At 61.6% G+C, this 16,224-nt stretch carries 14 protein-coding genes; 7 read left to right on the forward strand and 7 right to left on the reverse strand.

All coding sequences use genetic code 11. The features are described from left to right. The first annotated feature begins 32 nt into the window (after nt 1-32). A complete protein-coding gene (locus KR52_RS02015) occupies nt 33-2,912 on the forward strand; it encodes a glycosyltransferase family 2 protein (protein ID WP_156957557.1) in 2,880 nt (959 codons plus the stop codon). Here the strand turns inward: KR52_RS02015 and ribH are convergent. The 3 genes from ribH to KR52_RS02030 form a co-directional block, all read right to left on the reverse strand. Continuing rightward, nucleotides 2,909-3,385 (reverse strand): 6,7-dimethyl-8-ribityllumazine synthase, encoded by a 477-nt coding sequence (ribH, locus tag KR52_RS02020; RefSeq protein WP_038551801.1) that lies wholly within the window; start codon nt 3,383-3,385, stop codon nt 2,909-2,911. The two genes, KR52_RS02015 and ribH, sit on opposite strands and share 4 nt — an antisense overlap. Nucleotides 3,386-3,449: 64 nt before the next feature. Then, nucleotides 3,450-3,638, reverse strand: a complete 189-nt coding sequence (gene psbZ / locus KR52_RS02025) for a photosystem II reaction center protein PsbZ (protein WP_038551804.1) — start codon at nt 3,636-3,638, stop codon at nt 3,450-3,452. Between the two features lie 113 nt (nt 3,639-3,751). Then, a complete protein-coding gene (locus KR52_RS02030; RefSeq protein ID WP_038551806.1) occupies nt 3,752-4,510 on the reverse strand; it encodes a DUF561 domain-containing protein in 759 nt (252 codons plus the stop codon). Nucleotides 4,511-4,545: 35 nt separating this feature from the next. Here KR52_RS02030 and tilS point away from each other — a divergent pair, with 35 nt between their 5' ends. Then, nucleotides 4,546-5,550: a tRNA lysidine(34) synthetase TilS gene (tilS, locus tag KR52_RS02035; RefSeq protein WP_038551809.1), complete on the forward strand. Its 1,005-nt coding sequence runs from the start codon at nt 4,546-4,548 to the stop codon at nt 5,548-5,550. Here tilS and KR52_RS02040 read toward each other — a convergent pair. Next, a complete protein-coding gene (locus tag KR52_RS02040; RefSeq protein WP_038556727.1) occupies nt 5,498-6,145 on the reverse strand; it encodes a precorrin-8X methylmutase in 648 nt (215 codons plus the stop codon). The two genes, tilS and KR52_RS02040, sit on opposite strands and share 53 nt — an antisense overlap. 9 nt (nt 6,146-6,154) lie before the next feature. Here KR52_RS02040 and holA point away from each other — a divergent pair, with 9 nt between their 5' ends. Genes holA through KR52_RS13240 form a run of 3 tightly spaced genes read left to right on the forward strand, consistent with a single transcriptional unit; the run spans nt 6,155 to nt 9,876 of the window. Continuing rightward, on the forward strand, nt 6,155-7,120 hold the full coding sequence (holA, locus tag KR52_RS02045; protein WP_038551811.1) for a DNA polymerase III subunit delta: 966 nt from the start codon (nt 6,155-6,157) through the stop codon (nt 7,118-7,120). 47 nt (nt 7,121-7,167) lie between these two features. Then, on the forward strand, nt 7,168-8,973 hold the full coding sequence (locus tag KR52_RS02050) for an aspartate kinase (RefSeq protein WP_038551814.1): 1,806 nt from the start codon (nt 7,168-7,170) through the stop codon (nt 8,971-8,973). A 33-nt stretch (nt 8,974-9,006) separates the two neighbouring features. Continuing rightward, nucleotides 9,007-9,876, forward strand: a complete 870-nt coding sequence (locus tag KR52_RS13240) for a hypothetical protein (RefSeq protein ID WP_156957558.1) — start codon at nt 9,007-9,009, stop codon at nt 9,874-9,876. Here KR52_RS13240 and KR52_RS02060 read toward each other — a convergent pair. The 3 genes from KR52_RS02060 to KR52_RS02070 are packed head-to-tail and all read right to left on the reverse strand — an operon-like array spanning nt 9,862 to nt 13,896. Further along, nucleotides 9,862-11,913: a ribonuclease J gene (locus tag KR52_RS02060; protein WP_038551815.1), complete on the reverse strand. Its 2,052-nt coding sequence runs from the start codon at nt 11,911-11,913 to the stop codon at nt 9,862-9,864. The two genes, KR52_RS13240 and KR52_RS02060, sit on opposite strands and share 15 nt — an antisense overlap. 52 nt (nt 11,914-11,965) lie before the next feature. Next, nucleotides 11,966-12,874 carry a 4-hydroxy-tetrahydrodipicolinate synthase gene (gene dapA, locus KR52_RS02065; protein ID WP_038551818.1) on the reverse strand — a complete coding sequence of 303 codons (909 nt, stop codon included), beginning with the start codon at nt 12,872-12,874 and terminating at the stop codon, nt 11,966-11,968. Continuing rightward, nucleotides 12,874-13,896 (reverse strand): aspartate-semialdehyde dehydrogenase, encoded by a 1,023-nt coding sequence (locus tag KR52_RS02070; protein WP_038551820.1) that lies wholly within the window; start codon nt 13,894-13,896, stop codon nt 12,874-12,876. The genes dapA and KR52_RS02070 overlap by 1 nt, the downstream gene beginning before the upstream one ends. A gap of 157 nt (nt 13,897-14,053) precedes the next feature. Between KR52_RS02070 and tig the strand changes: the two genes are divergently transcribed. Together tig and clpP are read left to right on the forward strand one after the other, a co-directional pair. Then, entirely contained in the window at nt 14,054-15,463 is a 1,410-nt protein-coding gene (gene tig, locus KR52_RS02075) for a trigger factor (RefSeq protein WP_038551823.1), read from the forward strand. A gap of 43 nt (nt 15,464-15,506) precedes the next feature. Then, entirely contained in the window at nt 15,507-16,181 is a 675-nt protein-coding gene (clpP, locus tag KR52_RS02080; RefSeq protein ID WP_038551825.1) for an ATP-dependent Clp endopeptidase proteolytic subunit ClpP, read from the forward strand. The last annotated feature ends 43 nt before the right edge of the window (nt 16,182-16,224 follow it).

A 16,224-nucleotide genomic window follows, 5' to 3' on the forward strand; every position in this document is an offset into this window, starting at 1 on the left:
GGCTTTAATCACTCAGAACAGACGCAAGCCATATGGACACAAAGACTGAACTCAATAAAAAAATTGCCGCAGCCGTTGCGGAATACAAGACCAGCCCAAAACAATTACGCCTCCTCAGCCGACACCTGCGGAAGCCAGAGACACGAAAAGCCTGCCGCATCTGTGCCACAAAATTGCTCAAACTAAATCCGGACTCCAAAGATGCAATAGCCTCACTGATTTACACCTACGCCAACAGCAGCTACAGCGAAAAAATCCGCACAGCACTGGACCTCGCACACCAAAACTGCCAAGGCAATGAAGACAATCTCAATAAGATTCTGCATAAAGTATTTAAATATCTAAACGAGAAGGAGGCTGGCAACTTTGAAGGAATTTTGCACCAATACAAGATCGAGAAAGCCGAAATCTCCCGGCGACTGCAGATCAATCTAAACGCCAGAACGCGCCTCTTGAATCGCGCCAGCATTGAAACCAACAGCTGCGATGTGATCACCGTTGCTTCCAACGAAGGGCCCTACATAGCAGAATTTATTCACCACTACATTTACCAAGGATTTAGAAATCTTTTCATCGGACTGAACAACGACACCTCCGGACAAACAGGACCAATCATTGAATTAATTGCCAAGCAATATCCCCAGGTTCACCTGATCAATACAGACCAAGAGCATCAGCAAGGACAGCAGCGCAGTTCCTACTGCAAGCTCTATGACGAAGCATCCAAGATCAGTCAATCCTCCCATTGCATGGTGGTGGATGTGGATGAGTCCTGGGTCGCCTATCCCTTAACAACCACGATCAAGGAGTTCTTGGCTGCTCAACCAGAAGCTGATGTGATCTCCTCAAATTGGCTGCACTGCCATGGCGGCAATCTGTTCGACAACCCCTTGAATTTGTCGAACACCCGCCTCGAACTCACCAACAAATTCAAAAGCTTGTTCCGCTACGGCACCGCCGTGACTGACATCGGCGCACACGTGCCCTCGGTTCTGGCCGAACCCACAGTCCAACACACCAGCAGCGACGGGCAAAAGATCAACGCACTCACCATCGACAACGAGCCCCTTAACGGGCTGAGACGGTTGAGCAAAAGTGGTATTCAGGCCTGCATCGAGACAACAAACACCAGCTGGGTCATCCATCGCCACACCCGATCAGAACTGGAGTACTCAGCCAAATTGCTCCACCCGGATGTGAACGAGCTGGCAAACCCTTTCAAACCCAACCGCACTGGATATCTCCTGCGGGAGGAGGGCGTGGAGTCACGGCAGTTGGCAACCAACCTTCTCGGCCCCACCCACAGGCCGCCTCAGGCCTACCTGAATTCCCTTGAAGCCTTCATCGATCGCTGCGGTGTCAACGAACTGATTCATGAAGCCAGAGCAGAAAAAGCAAAAAAAGCAAACAAGGTCCTCAACACAAAAATTGCCGCAGCTGTTGCGAAGTCAAGGAGCAATCCAAAACGATCACGCATCATCAGCCAACTTCTGCGGAAGCCAGAGACACGTAAAACCTGCCGTATCTATGCCACAAAATTGCTCAAACTAAATCCGGACTCCAAAGATGCAATAGCCTCACTGATTTACACCTACGCCCATGAAGACTACAGCGGAAAAATCCGCACAGCACTGGACCTCGCACACCAAAACTGCCAAGGCAATGAAGACAATCTCAATAAGATTCTGCATAAAGTATTTAAATATCTAAACGAGAAGGAGGCTGGCAACTTTGAAGGAATTTTGCACCAATACAAGATCGAGAAAGCCGAAATCTCCCGGCGACTGGAGATCAATCTAAACGCCAGAACGCGCCTCTTGAATCGCGCCAGCATTGAAACCAACAGCTGCGATGTGATCACCGTTGCTTCCAACGAAGGGCCCTACATAGCAGAATTTATTCACCACTACATTTACCAAGGATTTAGAAATCTTTTCATCGGACTGAACAACGACACCTCCGGACAAACAGGACCAATCATTGAATTAATTGCCAAGCAATATCCCCAGGTTCACCTGATCAATACAGACCAAGAGCATCAGCAAGGACAGCAGCGCAGTTCCTACTGCAAGCTCTATGACGAAGCATCCAAGATCAGTCAATCCTCCCATTGCATGGTGGTGGATGTGGATGAGTCCTGGGTCGCCTATCCCTTAACAACCACGATCAAGGAGTTCTTGGCTGCTCAACCAGAAGCTGATGTGATCTCCTCAAATTGGCTGCACTGCCATGGCGGCAATCTGTTCGACAACCCCTTGAATTTGTCGAACACCCGCCTCGAACTCACCAACAAATTCAAAAGCTTGTTCCGCTACGGCACCGCCGTGACTGACATCGGCGCACACGTGCCCTCGGTTCTGGCCGAACCCACAGTCCAACACACCAGCAGCGACGGGCAAAAGATCAACGCACTCACCATCGACAACGAGCCCCTTAACGGGCTGAGACGGTTGAGCAAAAGTGGTATTCAGGCCTGCATCGAGACAACAAACACCAGCTGGGTCATCCATCGCCACACCCGATCAGAACTGGAGTACTCAGCCAAATTGCTCCACCCGGATGTGAACGAGCTGGCAAACCCTTTCAAACCCAACCGCACTGGATATCTCCTGCGGGAGGAGGGCGTGGAGTCACGGCAGTTGGCAACCAACCTTCTCGGCCCCACCCACAGGCCGCCTCAGGCCTACCTGAATTCCCTTGAAGCCTTCATCGATCGCTGCGGTGTCAACGAACTGATTCATGAAGCCAGAGCTCAAATTGACGAGGAGCAGATCAAGGAGACAATCAAAGCGATGAATCCCAAGATGATCAAAACTCATCAAACGGTCTGGCAACGCACGTTCAGGGGGACACGATTCCTGAAAATGCTCGAGCACCGCTGCTGTGAATGCGACGTTGAGCCGATTGCCTAGGGCAATGTCTTCATGAGGCTGCCCATCTCCAACGCCTCCAAGCCATAGCTCCAACCCAGGTTGCTCTTGATGCCCGCCCGCTCCAGCGCCTGCTGCATCGTGTCGGTCGTCAACACCCCGAAGATCACCGGCACAGCCGTGTCGCGGGCCACAGCCGCTATGCCCTTGCTGGCCTCCGCCACCACCACATCGAAGTGGGGAGTGTCTCCACGGATCACCGCCCCAAGGGTGATCAGCACCTGATACTGACCGGAACGGGCCATCTGCTGGGCCACGATCGGCAGTTCAAACGAACCCGGTACCCAGGCCACATCAAGCTGTGAACTCGTTTCCGACACATCCACCCCGTGTCGCTTGAGGCAGTCGAGACAACCGCTCAGCAGCTTGGCGGTGACCAGATCATTGAAGCGGGCCACAACGATGCCGACGCGCAGCCCTGCTGCGTCAGAAAAACGTCCTTCGAACGTGGCCATTGTGGAGGTGCCAACTGAATCTCAGCCATCGTGGCACCCCCCGTGTTCCCTCTGAAGGCTTCGCTCAGACGACGAAGAAGCTCACACCCCAGTTGAGGAGCACCAAGACCACCCACACAGCACTGCCCAGCAGGATGAGGCGGTTGGAACGGCCGCTGTCTTCGCTGGAGGCATACAGCACCGGCACCGCAACGATCAGAGCAAAGGACGCCACCACCAGGGCCAGGACGGTCAGCGTGTTGATGAACTGCATGGAACTGGAAGTCAGGGGTCGATTTTCACACGAGAGCTGTTGCTCCCGCGAGCGATCGGAGCACTCTTCACACCATGAAGGGGAAGAGGCCGCCGCTCAGCGCAGATTCTGGTTCAGACGCGGGTCGCGACAGCGCTGCCGATGGCATCACGCAGACCACGCACCACCGCCACCATCGCCAGCTCATCCCGAAGACGGTTCACCGCTGAACCGACGCCCACACCCGCCGCACCGGCGGCAATGGCCATTGGCAGCGTCACTGCCGAAAGACCAGACGCACACAAAACGGGCACATCGACGGCACGGCTGATGCTGTGGGCCGCCGCCAGGGTGGGGGCAGCCTTCTCGATCAAACCCAGGTGACCAGCACTGAAGGGCTTGGCACTGGTGCCGCCCTCGGTCTGGATCAGATCGGCACCGGCTGCCACCAGATCAATGGCCAGCTGCTCCTGTTCATCCATGGGCAGCACGTGGGGCACGGTGACGCTCAACACCACGTTGGGCAGCAATTGGCGGGTTCGGCGGGTGAGCTCCAGCACCTCAGCTGCATCAAAGATCCGGCCCTGGGGATAGAAGGCGTCGTAGTTGCCGATCTCCACCATCAGTGCACCGGCTTCCACCGCCGCGGGGAACTGCTCAGGCTCCACCGACGACACACACACGGGCACGCCACCGGAGGCCTCGATCGCCAGACGCACCAGGGCGGGGTCACAGGCCACGTCGATCAGATCTGCACCGCCACGCCCGGCGGCGCGGGCGACCCGCTCCACGCTGGCGGCATCGAAATTCATCAGGCCAGCGATCACCTTGAGCGCAGAGCGCTGCTCAAGACTGCACTGGAGAGAAATGGGCAGCTGCTGAAGACGGGTCATGGGGGACTGGACAGCGATGCCCTGATTCTCACACCGTGGGGGAAACGCACCCCTCCTTTTTGGGCTGGACGTCCTGGCATGACCGCCTGCACCGGCGCCTGCTGATGCAGCCGCAGCTGCTGCCCCAGGGCAGCTCTCTGCTGCTGGCGGTGTCTGGCGGGCAGGACTCCATGGCCCTGCTCGCGTTGCTGCATGACCTGGCGCCTTTGCATGACTGGAGCCTGAGCCTGTGGCACGGCGATCACAGCTGGCACGACGGCTCCAGCCGGATCGCCGCTGACCTGAGCAACTGGTGCCAGCAGCGGAAGCTCCCCCTGCAGGTGGACCAGGCAGCGCCAGGACAGGTGCCCAGCGAAGCCAAGGCCCGGCAGTGGCGTTACGAACAACTGGCAAAACGAGGCCGCCAAGCGGGCGCCGATGTGGTGACGGGCCACACCGCCAGCGACCGGGCCGAAACGATGCTGCTGCAGCTGGCCCGCGGCAGCGACCTGGCTGGCCTGGCGGCTTTGCCCAGCATCCGCCCGCTGAGCCCGGAAGGCCCTCGGCTGCGCCGGCCGCTGCTGTACCTGCAGCGCCACGACACCCTCCAGATCTGCCGAGAGCTAGCGCTGCCGATCTGGGAGGACCCCAGCAATCAATCCCCCGAGTTCGCCCGCAACCGGATCCGCCAGGAGGTGCTGCCGGTGCTGGAGGCGTTGCATCCAGGCAGCACGCAGCGGATGAGCGATCTGGCCGAACGGGTGTCCCAGGTGCGGGACGTTCAGACAGAACTCAGCCGGATGGCCCTGAAGCTTCTGCAAACCCCAGCTGGCATGGACCGCCGCGGCCTGGGAGCGTTGAGCTCAGCCAGCCGCCGCCTGCTGCTGGCGCAGTGGCTGCAGCAGCAGGGGGTGCCACCCCTGCCGGCCAGCCAGCTCGACGAGCTCAGCGGGCGACTGGACAACGGTGCCCCCGGCGGTGCGGCCGACCTTGCCGGAGGCTGGCAACTCAGCTGGAAAGGGGCGGAGCTTGTGCTGCAGCAACGCGCAACAGAGCATTAACCGCCGCGGCCACCAGACCCGCTCCACCCCTGCTGCCCTCCAAACGGATCTGGGCCAGGCCGCTGGCCGCCAGATGCTTCTTGCTTTCCGCCACCCCCACAAAACCCACCGGCATGCCGATCACCAGGCTGGGGGCTGGAGCGTCGGCGGCCACCTGCTGCAACAGCACCTCGAGGGCGGTCGGCGCACTGCCGATCAGCACCACCGGAGCCGGTGACGCCAGCGCGAGCGCACGCCAGGCCTGCACCATGCCCGCCGCGGTGCGCGTTGAACCCGCCGGCGCCGCCTCAGGTGCCCAGTCCAGCACCGTGTGCACCGTGCTTCCGAGGGTGCGTTGGGCCATCGGGGCCACCGCCGCTGCCGCCATCGCAGTGTCCGTCAGGATCGGCGCCCCCTGCTTCAGCGCTGCCAAACCCTGCTCACAGGCCCCCTCGCTGAACCGCAGCAGTGTTCCCAACGAGAGATCGCCGCTGCTGTGCACCAGCCGTTCCAGCACCTGCTGTTGCAGCGGCGGCAGGCCCGTGTCCCCCAGAGCCGCCCGGATCCGCCGGATGCTTTCGGTGAAGATCGGGTGGTCCTGGGCCATCCACGCCATCATCGACCCATGCCGATCCATCTGCTCTGGGGTGATGACGCCGCTGCGCGGGATCGGGCCATCGATGCCCTGATCGGCAAGGTTGTCGACCCCAGCTGGAGCAGCCTCAACCTCAGCCGCCTGGATGGGGCGGACGCTGGTCAGGCCCTGCAGGCCCTCGAGGAGGCCCGCACCCCTCCCTTCGCCACGGGCGAACGGCTGGTGCTGCTGCAGCGCAGTCCGTTCTGCAATGGCTGCCCCAGTGAACTGGCCGACCGGTTTGAGGCAGCCCTTGAGCTCATCCCCGACAGCAGCCACCTGGTGCTGGTGAACCCAGCCAAACCGGATGGTCGCCTGCGCACCACCAAAGCCCTGCAGAAACGGATCAGAGGTGGGCTCGATCAGGAGCAGAGCTTCCCGCTACCAGCGGCCTGGGATGGCAACGGCCAGCGCCAGCTGGTGCAACGCACGGCCGAAGCCCTGGGCCTCAAGGTGGAGCCGGATGCCATCGATGCCCTGGTGGAGGCCATCGGCACCGACAGCGCCCGGCTGGAATCGGAACTGCGCAAGCTGTCCCTGCAGGACACCAGCATTTCCGCTGCGCGGGTGCAGGAGCTGGTGGGAGGACGCTCCACCAACGCCCTGGCCGTGGGCGATGCCCTGCTGGAGGGCAACCCCGGCGAAGCGATCGCCCGCTGGGATGCCCTGATCGAAGCCGGGGAACCAGCCCTGCGCATCGTGGCCACCCTCACCGGTCAGATCCGCGGCTGGCTCTGGGTGAGCCTGCTGGAACAACAGGGGGAACGGGATGTGGCAGTGATCGCCAAGGCGGCTGGGATCGGCAACCCCAAACGCATCTACGTGATGCGCAAGCAGCTGCAGGGCCGCCCGCCCAAGCGCTTTCTCTCACTCCTGGGCCGTCTCCTCGAGGTGGAGGCCCGGCTGAAACGCGGCGCTCAACCGGGCGATGCCTTCCGCGACGGCCTGCTGGGCTGATCGCTGCCCGCCAGGTGAGAAAATCCAGCGTTGCTGAAGCCCGGTCCATGGCCCTCCTGGTGCAGAAATTCGGGGGCACCTCCGTCGGCAGCGTGGAACGCATCAAGGCGGTGGCTGATCGGATCGGACGTTGCCGTGAAGAGGGGCACGACGTGGTTGTGGTGGCCTCGGCCATGGGCCACACCACCGATGAATTGACGGGTCTGGCCAACGCCATCACCTCCGCCCCCACCCAGCGGGAGATGGACATGCTGCTGGCCAGTGGCGAACAGGTGTCGATCGCCTTGCTGGCGATGGCCTTGAACGCCCAGGGGGTCAGTGCAACGTCGATGACCGGTCCACAGGTGGGCATCGCCACGGAATCCACCCATGGCCGAGCCCGGATCCTCGGCATTCGCACCGACCGAATCCGCAACCGCCTCGCGGCTGGCCAAGTGGTGGTGGTCGCCGGTTTCCAGGGCACCAGCACCAGCAGCGATGGCCTCAACGAAATCACCACCCTCGGGCGCGGGGGCTCCGATACCTCTGCGGTCGCCCTAGCGGCGGCGCTGGGTGCCGATGCCTGCGAGATCTACACCGACGTTCCGGGTGTGCTCAGCACCGATCCGCGCAAGGTGCCGGATGCCCAGCTGATGAACACGATCAGCTGCGATGAAATGCTGGAACTCGCCAGCCTTGGGGCCTCCGTTCTGCATCCCAGGGCCGTTGAGATCGCCCGCAATTACGGCGTGAACCTTGTGGTGCGCTCCAGTTGGAGCGATGCCCCCGGCACCCGGATCACCAGCCGTTCAGCCCGTCCGATCAGCAGCAGCGGCCTGGAGCTCGGCAGTCCCGTGGATGGCATGGAAGAAGTGGATGGACAAGCCGTGCTCGCCCTCTCCCGTGTTCCGGATCAGCCCGGCATCGCTGCACGACTGTTCGAAAGCCTCTCTGAAGCGGAAATCAATGTGGACCTGATCATCCAGGCCACCCATGAAGGCAACAGCAATGACATCACCTTCACCGTGTCCGAAGCGGATCTGGAGCTGGCCCGCGATGTGAGCCAAAAGGTTCTGGACCAACTGGGCGGCGATCTGGCGGCAGACGGAGGGCTGACCAAGCTCAGCATCAGCGGGGCCGGCATCATGGGGCGCCCTGGCATTGCCGCCCGCTTGTTCAACTGCCTCTGTCATCAGGGCATCAACCTCCGCCTGATCGCTACAAGTGAGGTGAAGGTGAGCTGCGTGATCGGCTCCGGCGCCGGCAGCAAAGCGGTTCAAGCCGTGCAAGAGGCCTTCGACCTGGAGGACTCGCAAATCCGCATCAATCCCACCGACAACGGCAGTGGGGAACCGGAAGTACGCGGCGTCGCCCTCGACCGCGACCAGGTGCAACTGAGCGTTCGCCACGTGCCCGATCGACCCGGCACCGCAGCGGCACTGTGTTCAGCCCTGGCCGACAACAGCATCAGCCTCGATGCCATCGTTCAGTCGGAACGGCAACACGGCGACGGATCGCGGGACATCACCTTCATCCTGCGCAAGGACGACCGTGCCCGCGCCGATGTGGCCCTGGCACCCCTGCTGGCCCAGTGGCCCGGTGCCGCTCTGGAAGATGGTGAAGCCATTGCCCGGGTGAGTGCTGTCGGTGCCGGGATGCCGGCGACACCAGGAACAGCCGGTCGCATGTTTCGTGCTCTGGCTGAGGCAGGCATCAACATCGGCCTCATCGCCACCAGTGAAATCAGAACCAGCTGCGTCGTCGCAGAAGAAGACGGTGTTCAAGCTCTTCAGGTAGTGCACGCAGGTTTTGAGCTGGGAGGAGATGAGCAACACCTCGCCCAAGGGAGCCCTTCACCGCACGACAGCGAATAAGGCTCTACAACGGGTGTACAGAAAGCCCCAATGGTGGACAGCGATTTCGAGCAGCACTATCAAGCAGCGGAGAGGGCCTACGGCCTTGGGGACTTCACAGAGGCGCATGCCCTCGCCACTGGGTTGCGGGATCGACTGCTACAGGCACCAGACCAGGAACCCCGGGAGGTCGTCCTCGGATGGAGCGCTGTGGTGTCGTTGCTCCTGGGTCACATCCAGCTGCATGGGCTCCAGCAACCGGAGCAAGCCGCCATCTCCTACAAACGGGTCCTGGAGGGTGACGTGGACGCCACCATCGCAGCTCTGGCGGAACAGGGGCTCCAGCGCTGCCGATCAGAAGACACCGCCCGCGAAGCAACGACGAACGCAACCAACGATGTCGCCATCCCTGACCTGCTGAAGGATCCCTTCCTGGCCACGGATCCCAACCAAGCCAGGCCAGCACCGGCTGACGTGGTCACCGCGATGCCGTGGTTGTCCAGTGATGAAGAACCCCGGGCCATGCCGACTCCGGATCCCGCACCATTGTCAAAAACAACGGTCACTCCAGCAGGCAATTCAGACATCAAGGTGGCCGACCTGAAGATCGACCCCACAACAGAGGAATCACGCAAAGACAACCTCGAGACAATCAGCCCGAGACCAAATCCAACGCTCACTCTGGAAGCCAATACAGACGTCGAGGTCGAGATGGCGAACCAGGAACCGGCACTGAGCGAAGCAGAGCCACCACTCGACGCCGTCGAGCCCGAACCCCAGGAGCCTGCGGCCACCAAGCTTTTGGAGAACTCATGGCTCCGCGTTCAACTCCAGCCCGGCATCAAAAGCCCCACCGACTCCACAGAGCCGATGGGGCTGATCGACAGGATCAAAGGAGCCTTCTCCGGCTCAGCTGGCCGCTGAACGACGACGACGGGTGCGACCTGCAGGCATCTCAGGCTCGACAGACGTTTGCTGAGCTGCAACGTTCTCAGCCACCGCTGGAGGAGCCACTTTCTCCACCACAGCAGTTGCCGCCGCCGCACGCACAGGTGCCGGCGTTGAAGAAGCAGAGCGGCCATGACCATTGCCCTGGTTGGTGCGTACAGGTGCGGGAGTTCCACCACCCCCGCCGTTACGACGACCATAGGGAGAACCACCTCCCCGTCCGCCGCGACCGCGCGGCGCTGGACGGTCGTCAGGCTCAGCATCAGCGCGACCCTTGTACACCGGCGTACCGCCGGGAGCCGGCTGCACAAGGCACAGGATCAACGGTTCCACCTGGAGTTCACGGCGCATCCGGCGACCGAGGCCCACCTCCACTTCACGCTGCACACCCATCCAGTCCACTTCCGGCGCCTTGCCACCGGTGTTGCGGCAGAGCTGCTTCCAGCGGTTTTCGAGCACCCACTTGATTTCGCGCTCCACCCATAAGGACATCTTGCGGGCATCGGCTGTGGTGACAACACCGCGCAGGTTCACCCGCGGCGGAGCCACCATGGCGCCATCGGTGCTGATGGCGGCGAGGATCGTCACCACACCGTCTTCCGCCAACTGCTGGCGTTCCTTCAGCACCCGGGCATCGACGATGCCGTTGCGGGATTGATCCAGCAACTCGATGCCCGCCTTCACCGCACTGCCCTTGCGGATCGAATCCGGGGTGAGCTCCACCACATCACCGTTGTCGATGATCAGGGTGTTGTCGACCGGAACCCCCATGGAATGACCGGTGCGGGAGTGCTGCACCAGCATCCGGTGCTCACCATGCACCGGCACGAAGAACTTGGGCCGGGTGAGGGCCAGCATCAGTTTCTGGTCTTCCTGGAAGCCGTGGCCGGAGACGTGAATGCCTTCGCCTTTGCCGTAAACCACCTTGGCGCCCAGCATCATCAACTTATCGATGGTGTTGACCACGGAAATCGTGTTTCCGGGGATCGGGCTGGCCGAAAAAATGATCGTGTCGGTGGTCTTCACCTTCACCTGGGGATGTTCACCACGGGAGATGCGGCTCAGGGCAGCCAGCGGCTCGCCCTGGCTACCGGTCATCAGCAGCAGAGTTTCGCGATCGGGCACATCGTTGATCTGCTTGATCGGCACAAACAGTTCATCCGGCGCGCGCATATAGCCCAGTTCCCGCGCCTTGGCGATCACGTTGAGCATGGAGCGGCCCAACAGCCCCACCTTGCGGCCGTTCTTCAGGGCGAGCTCCAGAATCATCGACACGCGATGAATCGAGCTGGCGAAGGTGGTGACGATCACCCTCCCTTCGGCATTGGCGATGTGACGGTCGAGGTTGGGGAACACCGAGCGCTCCGGCGGGCAGAAGCCAGGAACCTCGGAGTTGGTGGAATCACTGAACAGGCACAGAACGCCCTTGTCACCATGGTGGGCAAGGCGAGCCATGTCGAAGTTTTCGCCATCGACCGGGGTGTGGTCGAACTTGAAATCTCCCGTGAAGATCACGGTTCCCACTGGTGTGGAAATGGCCAGCGAAAAGCTGTCGGCCATCGAGTGGGTGTTGCGGATGAACTCCACGGAGAAGTGCTGACCCACCTTCACCACATCGCGCGGAGCGACGGTCTGCAGGGTGGTTCGGTCGCGTACACCGGCCTCGTCCATCTTGCCGGTGAGCATCGAGAGGGCCAGCCGCGGCCCATAGATCACCGGAATGTTGAAGTGCTTGAGGTGGTGAGCGATGCCACCGATGTGGTCTTCATGACCGTGGGTGACAATCATGCCGCGGATCCGTTTCTGGTTCTCGCGCAGGAAGCTGGTGTCGGGCAGCACCACGTTCACCCCATGCATGCCATCGCTGGGGAAGGCCAGACCGGCATCCACCAGCATCAAGTCATCGCCGTACTCGAACACACAGGTGTTCTTGCCGATCTCGTGCAGACCACCCAGGGGGATCACCCGAAGGCAGGGCTCCTGCCCCTTGCTGGATCGCGCGTTGTTGACCATGGAAAACGATGTGTAAAAGAACGGGTTGCGTAAGCCGATAAGCCGGACCGGGCTAGGTCTGACGGAGGGCGGCCATGGCGTTGGAAAGCGAACGTTTCATGTCGTCAGATAAAGAGCACAGGGGCGGGCGGGGCGCTCCAACAGACCAGCCGTTGAGTTCCAGAGCAGCCTTGACGGGAATCGGATTGGTGGTGGCGAACAGGGCCTTGAACAGGGGAATCAACGCGTCATGCAGGGCGAGTGCGGAGGCACCATCGCCATTCAGATGGGCCTCGATCATGGCGCGGATCTCGGGGCCCGCCACATGGCTACCCACACTCACCACACCCACAGCACCCACCGCGAGCATCGGCAATGTGAGGCCATCGTCACCGCTGTAAATCGCCAACCGCGGCCCACAGGCCAAGCGCAGCGCCGTGACCTCTTCGGTGGTGCCGCTGGCGGCCTTGAAACTCACTACATTCGGGCAATCCATCAACCGGGCCACCGTGGCCGGAATGATGCTGCAGCCGGTACGGCCAGGAATGTTGTAGAGCATCAAGGGCAGCTCAGGAGCCGCCTCAGCAATGGCCCGGAAATGGGCTTCCAGCCCCTCCTGGGGAGGTTTGTTGTAGTAGGGCACCACCACGAGAGCCCCATCGGCACCGGCCGCCGCCGCTTCCTTGGTGGCCTCCACCGCCTCGGCCGTGGAATTGCTGCCGGTGCCCGCCAACACCTTGGCGTCGCTGCCCACGGCCTCGCGAACCGCCTGCAGCAAATGCAACTGCTCGTCCCAACTGAGGGTGGGGGATTCACCGGTGGTGCCACACACCAGCAGTCCATCGGAGCCCTGCTCCACCAGATGCCTCGCCAGCTTTCCGGCGACGCTGAGATCCACAGCACCGCTGGCGTCAAACGGGGTCACCATCGCGGTGACCACACGGCCGAAGGGGGTTGGGGAGAGGGTGGCGGCCTGGGTCATCACTTCTCGATCAACAATTCAGCGATCTGAACGGCGTTGAGCGCCGCTCCCTTGCGGATCTGATCGCCGCAGAGCCAAAGCTCCAGCGCATTGTCATCACTGATGTCCTGCCGGATCCGTCCGATCGCCACCGGGTCGCGACCGGTGACGTCCGTTGGCATCGGGAAACGGTTCGCCGCTGGATCGTCAATCAACTCAACACCGGGGGCCGCCGCCAACAGCTCGCGCGCTTCCTCCACCGGGAAGGGAGCCTCGAACTCGATGTTCACGGCTTCGGAATGGGCCCGCAGCACGGGCACCCGCACGCAGGTGGCGGTGAAGCGCAGATCCGGCAAACCCATGATCTTGCGGGTCTCGTTCACCATCTTCATCTCCTCTTCGCAGTAGCTGTTGGCCTGCAGGGGAGAGTTGTGCAGGAAGAGGTTGAACGCCAAGGAGTGAGGAAGCACCTCAGCCTTGGGGGTTCCGCCGTCGAGCACCGTCTGCGAAAGGTTTTTCAGCTCTTCCATGGCGCGGGCACCGGCGCCACTGGCGGATTGATACGTGCTCACCACCACCCGGCGCAGCGCCCGCTTCGCTGCCAGAGGCGCCAGGGCCAGGGTGAGCAGGATCGTGGTGCAATTCGGATTGGCAATCACGCCCTTGTGGGCGAAGGCGGCATCGGGATTGACCTCCGGCACCACCAGCGGCACACCCTCCTCCATCCGGAAGGCGCTGGAGTTATCCACCATCACCGCACCGGCAGCGGTGATCGCCTCACGCCACCGCTTGGAAACAGATCCACCGGCCGACGCCAGCACCAGGTCGACCCCTTCAAAGGTTTGGGCTGAGACCTCTTCCACCGTGAGGGTGCTGCCATTCCAGACCTGGGTCTGACCGGCCGAACGGGCCGACGCCAGTAGCTTCAGCTCACCAACGGGGAAACTGCGCTCCTCAAGCAGCAACAGGAGTTCGTGGCCAACAGCACCGCTGGCACCAAGAACAGCAACTTTGAGAGGACGGTCGGGAAGGGTCGAAGACAAGCGGTTGAGTGAACAATCTGAACGAGAACCTGTCGTTTCTCAAACCGGACATCACTACGTAGAGAAGGTGATGCCGAGCTAGCGACGCGCTCAGCTTACCGATTCAGCCTGAATTCACCCGTTGCATAAAGTGCGGGGCTGCCCTTTCCCTTCCCCCATGAGCGCTGCAGCCCTGAAGGTGACCACCGAAGCCCGCCCCAGCAGCCGCCTGGCGGTGACGGTCACCGTTCCTGGCGAGAGCTGCAAAACGAGTTACGACGACGCCATCACCAGCCTCAGCCGCAGCGTCAACCTGCCGGGCTTCCGCAAGGGCAAGGTGCCTCGCACGGTGTTGGTGCAGCAGCTGGGGGGGGTGCGGATCAAAGCCACGGCCCTGGAAAAACTTATCGACAATGCCTGGCGTGACGCCATCAAGCAGGAATCCCTGGAACCGATCAGCCAGCCTGATCTGAGCAGTGGTTTCGACGGCCTGCTGGAGAGCTTTGAACCCGGCAAGGAGCTCACCTTCACCCTGGAAGCCGACGTGGCTCCAACGCCAAAACTGAAGAGCACCAAGGGCCTGAAAGCGGAATTCGAAACCGTCGTCTACGACTCCTCCCGGGTCGACGCCATGCTCGAAGACTCCCGCAAGCAGATGGCCACGGTCGTTCCCGTGGAAGGTCGCGCCGCCCAGAACGGCGATATCGCGGTGCTGGGTTTCAAGGGCACCTACAGCGATGACGGCAGTGCGATCGAAGGCGGCAGTGCCGATTCGATGGATGTGGATCTGGAAAACGGCCGCATGATTCCCGGCTTCATCGAAGGGGTCATCGGCATGAAGGTCGGCGAGACCAAAACCGTGGACTGCCAGTTCCCCGAGGACTATTCCAAAGAGGACGCCCGCGGACGCAAGGCCGCCTTCGAGATCGAACTGAAGGACCTCAAGACCCGCGAACTGCCCGAGCTGGATGACGAATTCGCCAAGCAAGCCAGCGAACAGGAGACCCTGGCGGACCTGCGCAAGGACCTGGAGCAACGGCTCAAGGATGACGTCGAACGCCGTCAGACCAGCAACCGCCGCGATGCCCTCGTCGCCGCTCTGGTGGAGCAGCTGGAGGTGGACCTTCCGGAAGCCCTGATCCAACAGGAAAGCCGCAACCTGCTGGAGCAGACCGCAGCCCAGTTCGCCCAGCAGGGCATGGATGTGAAGTCGCTGTTTACTCCCGACCTGGTGCGCAACCTGATGCAGAACTCCCGCCCCGAGGCCGAGGAACGGCTGCGCCGCAGTTTTGCTCTAACAGCCCTGGCCGAAGCTGAGGACATCAAGCTCGACGACAAGGACGTGGACGCCAAGATCAAGGAGGTGAAGAAAGAGCTCTCCGCCGACGCCAAGATCGATCCCGAGCGCCTTCGTCAGGCCGTGATGGATGACCTGATGCAGGATCGTCTGATGGGCTGGCTCGAGGAAAACAGCACCCTCACCGAAAAGGCACCGGCAGCAGATGACGGCAAGGCTGAGGCCAAGACAAAGCCTGCCGCCAAGAAGACCGCGGCCAAAGCGAAGTCCAAAGCGGACGCCAAGGACTGAGCAACGCCCATAGATTGACCCAACTTCACCGCACACCGATCGCGTGATCGACGCCCGCAGTCACCACCCCATCCAGAACCGCTGGCGGGCCGCTATGCCCGTCTCAGCACCGGGGCCGCTGCCCACGGTTGTTGAACAGTCCGGTCGCGGCGACCGCGCCTTCGACATCTATTCCCGCCTGCTGCGGGAGCGGATCATCTTCCTCGGCACCGGTGTGGATGACGCGGTTGCCGATGCCCTGGTGGCTCAGATGCTGTTCCTCGAAGCCGAGGACCCAGAGAAGGACATTCAGATTTACATCAACTCGCCGGGGGGGTCCGTCACCGCTGGCCTAGCGATCTACGACACGATGCAGCAGGTCGCCCCAGACGTGGTGACCATCTGTTACGGGCTCGCTGCCAGCATGGGGGCCTTCCTGCTCTCCGGAGGCACCAAGGGCAAGCGTCTCGCCTTGCCCAATGCTCGGATCATGATCCACCAACCCCTCGGTGGTGCCCAGGGACAAGCGGTTGATATCGAGATCCAGGCCAAGGAAATCCTCTACCTCAAGGAAACCCTGAACGGGCTGATGGCTGACCACACCGGCCAGCCGCTCGACAAGATCTCGGAAGACACCGACCGCGACTACTTCCTTTCTCCGGCAGAAGCGGTTGAATACGGCCTGATCGATCGCGTGGTGGACAGTTCCGGGGACGGAGGAATCATTACGGAAGGCTGACAGACGCCCTTCCGTTCTCGATCCTGTGTGTTCAGGGAGACCC

This window comes from Synechococcus sp. KORDI-52, assembly GCF_000737595.1.
In the GTDB taxonomy this organism is placed as follows: Bacteria; Cyanobacteriota; Cyanobacteriia; order PCC-6307; family Cyanobiaceae; genus Parasynechococcus.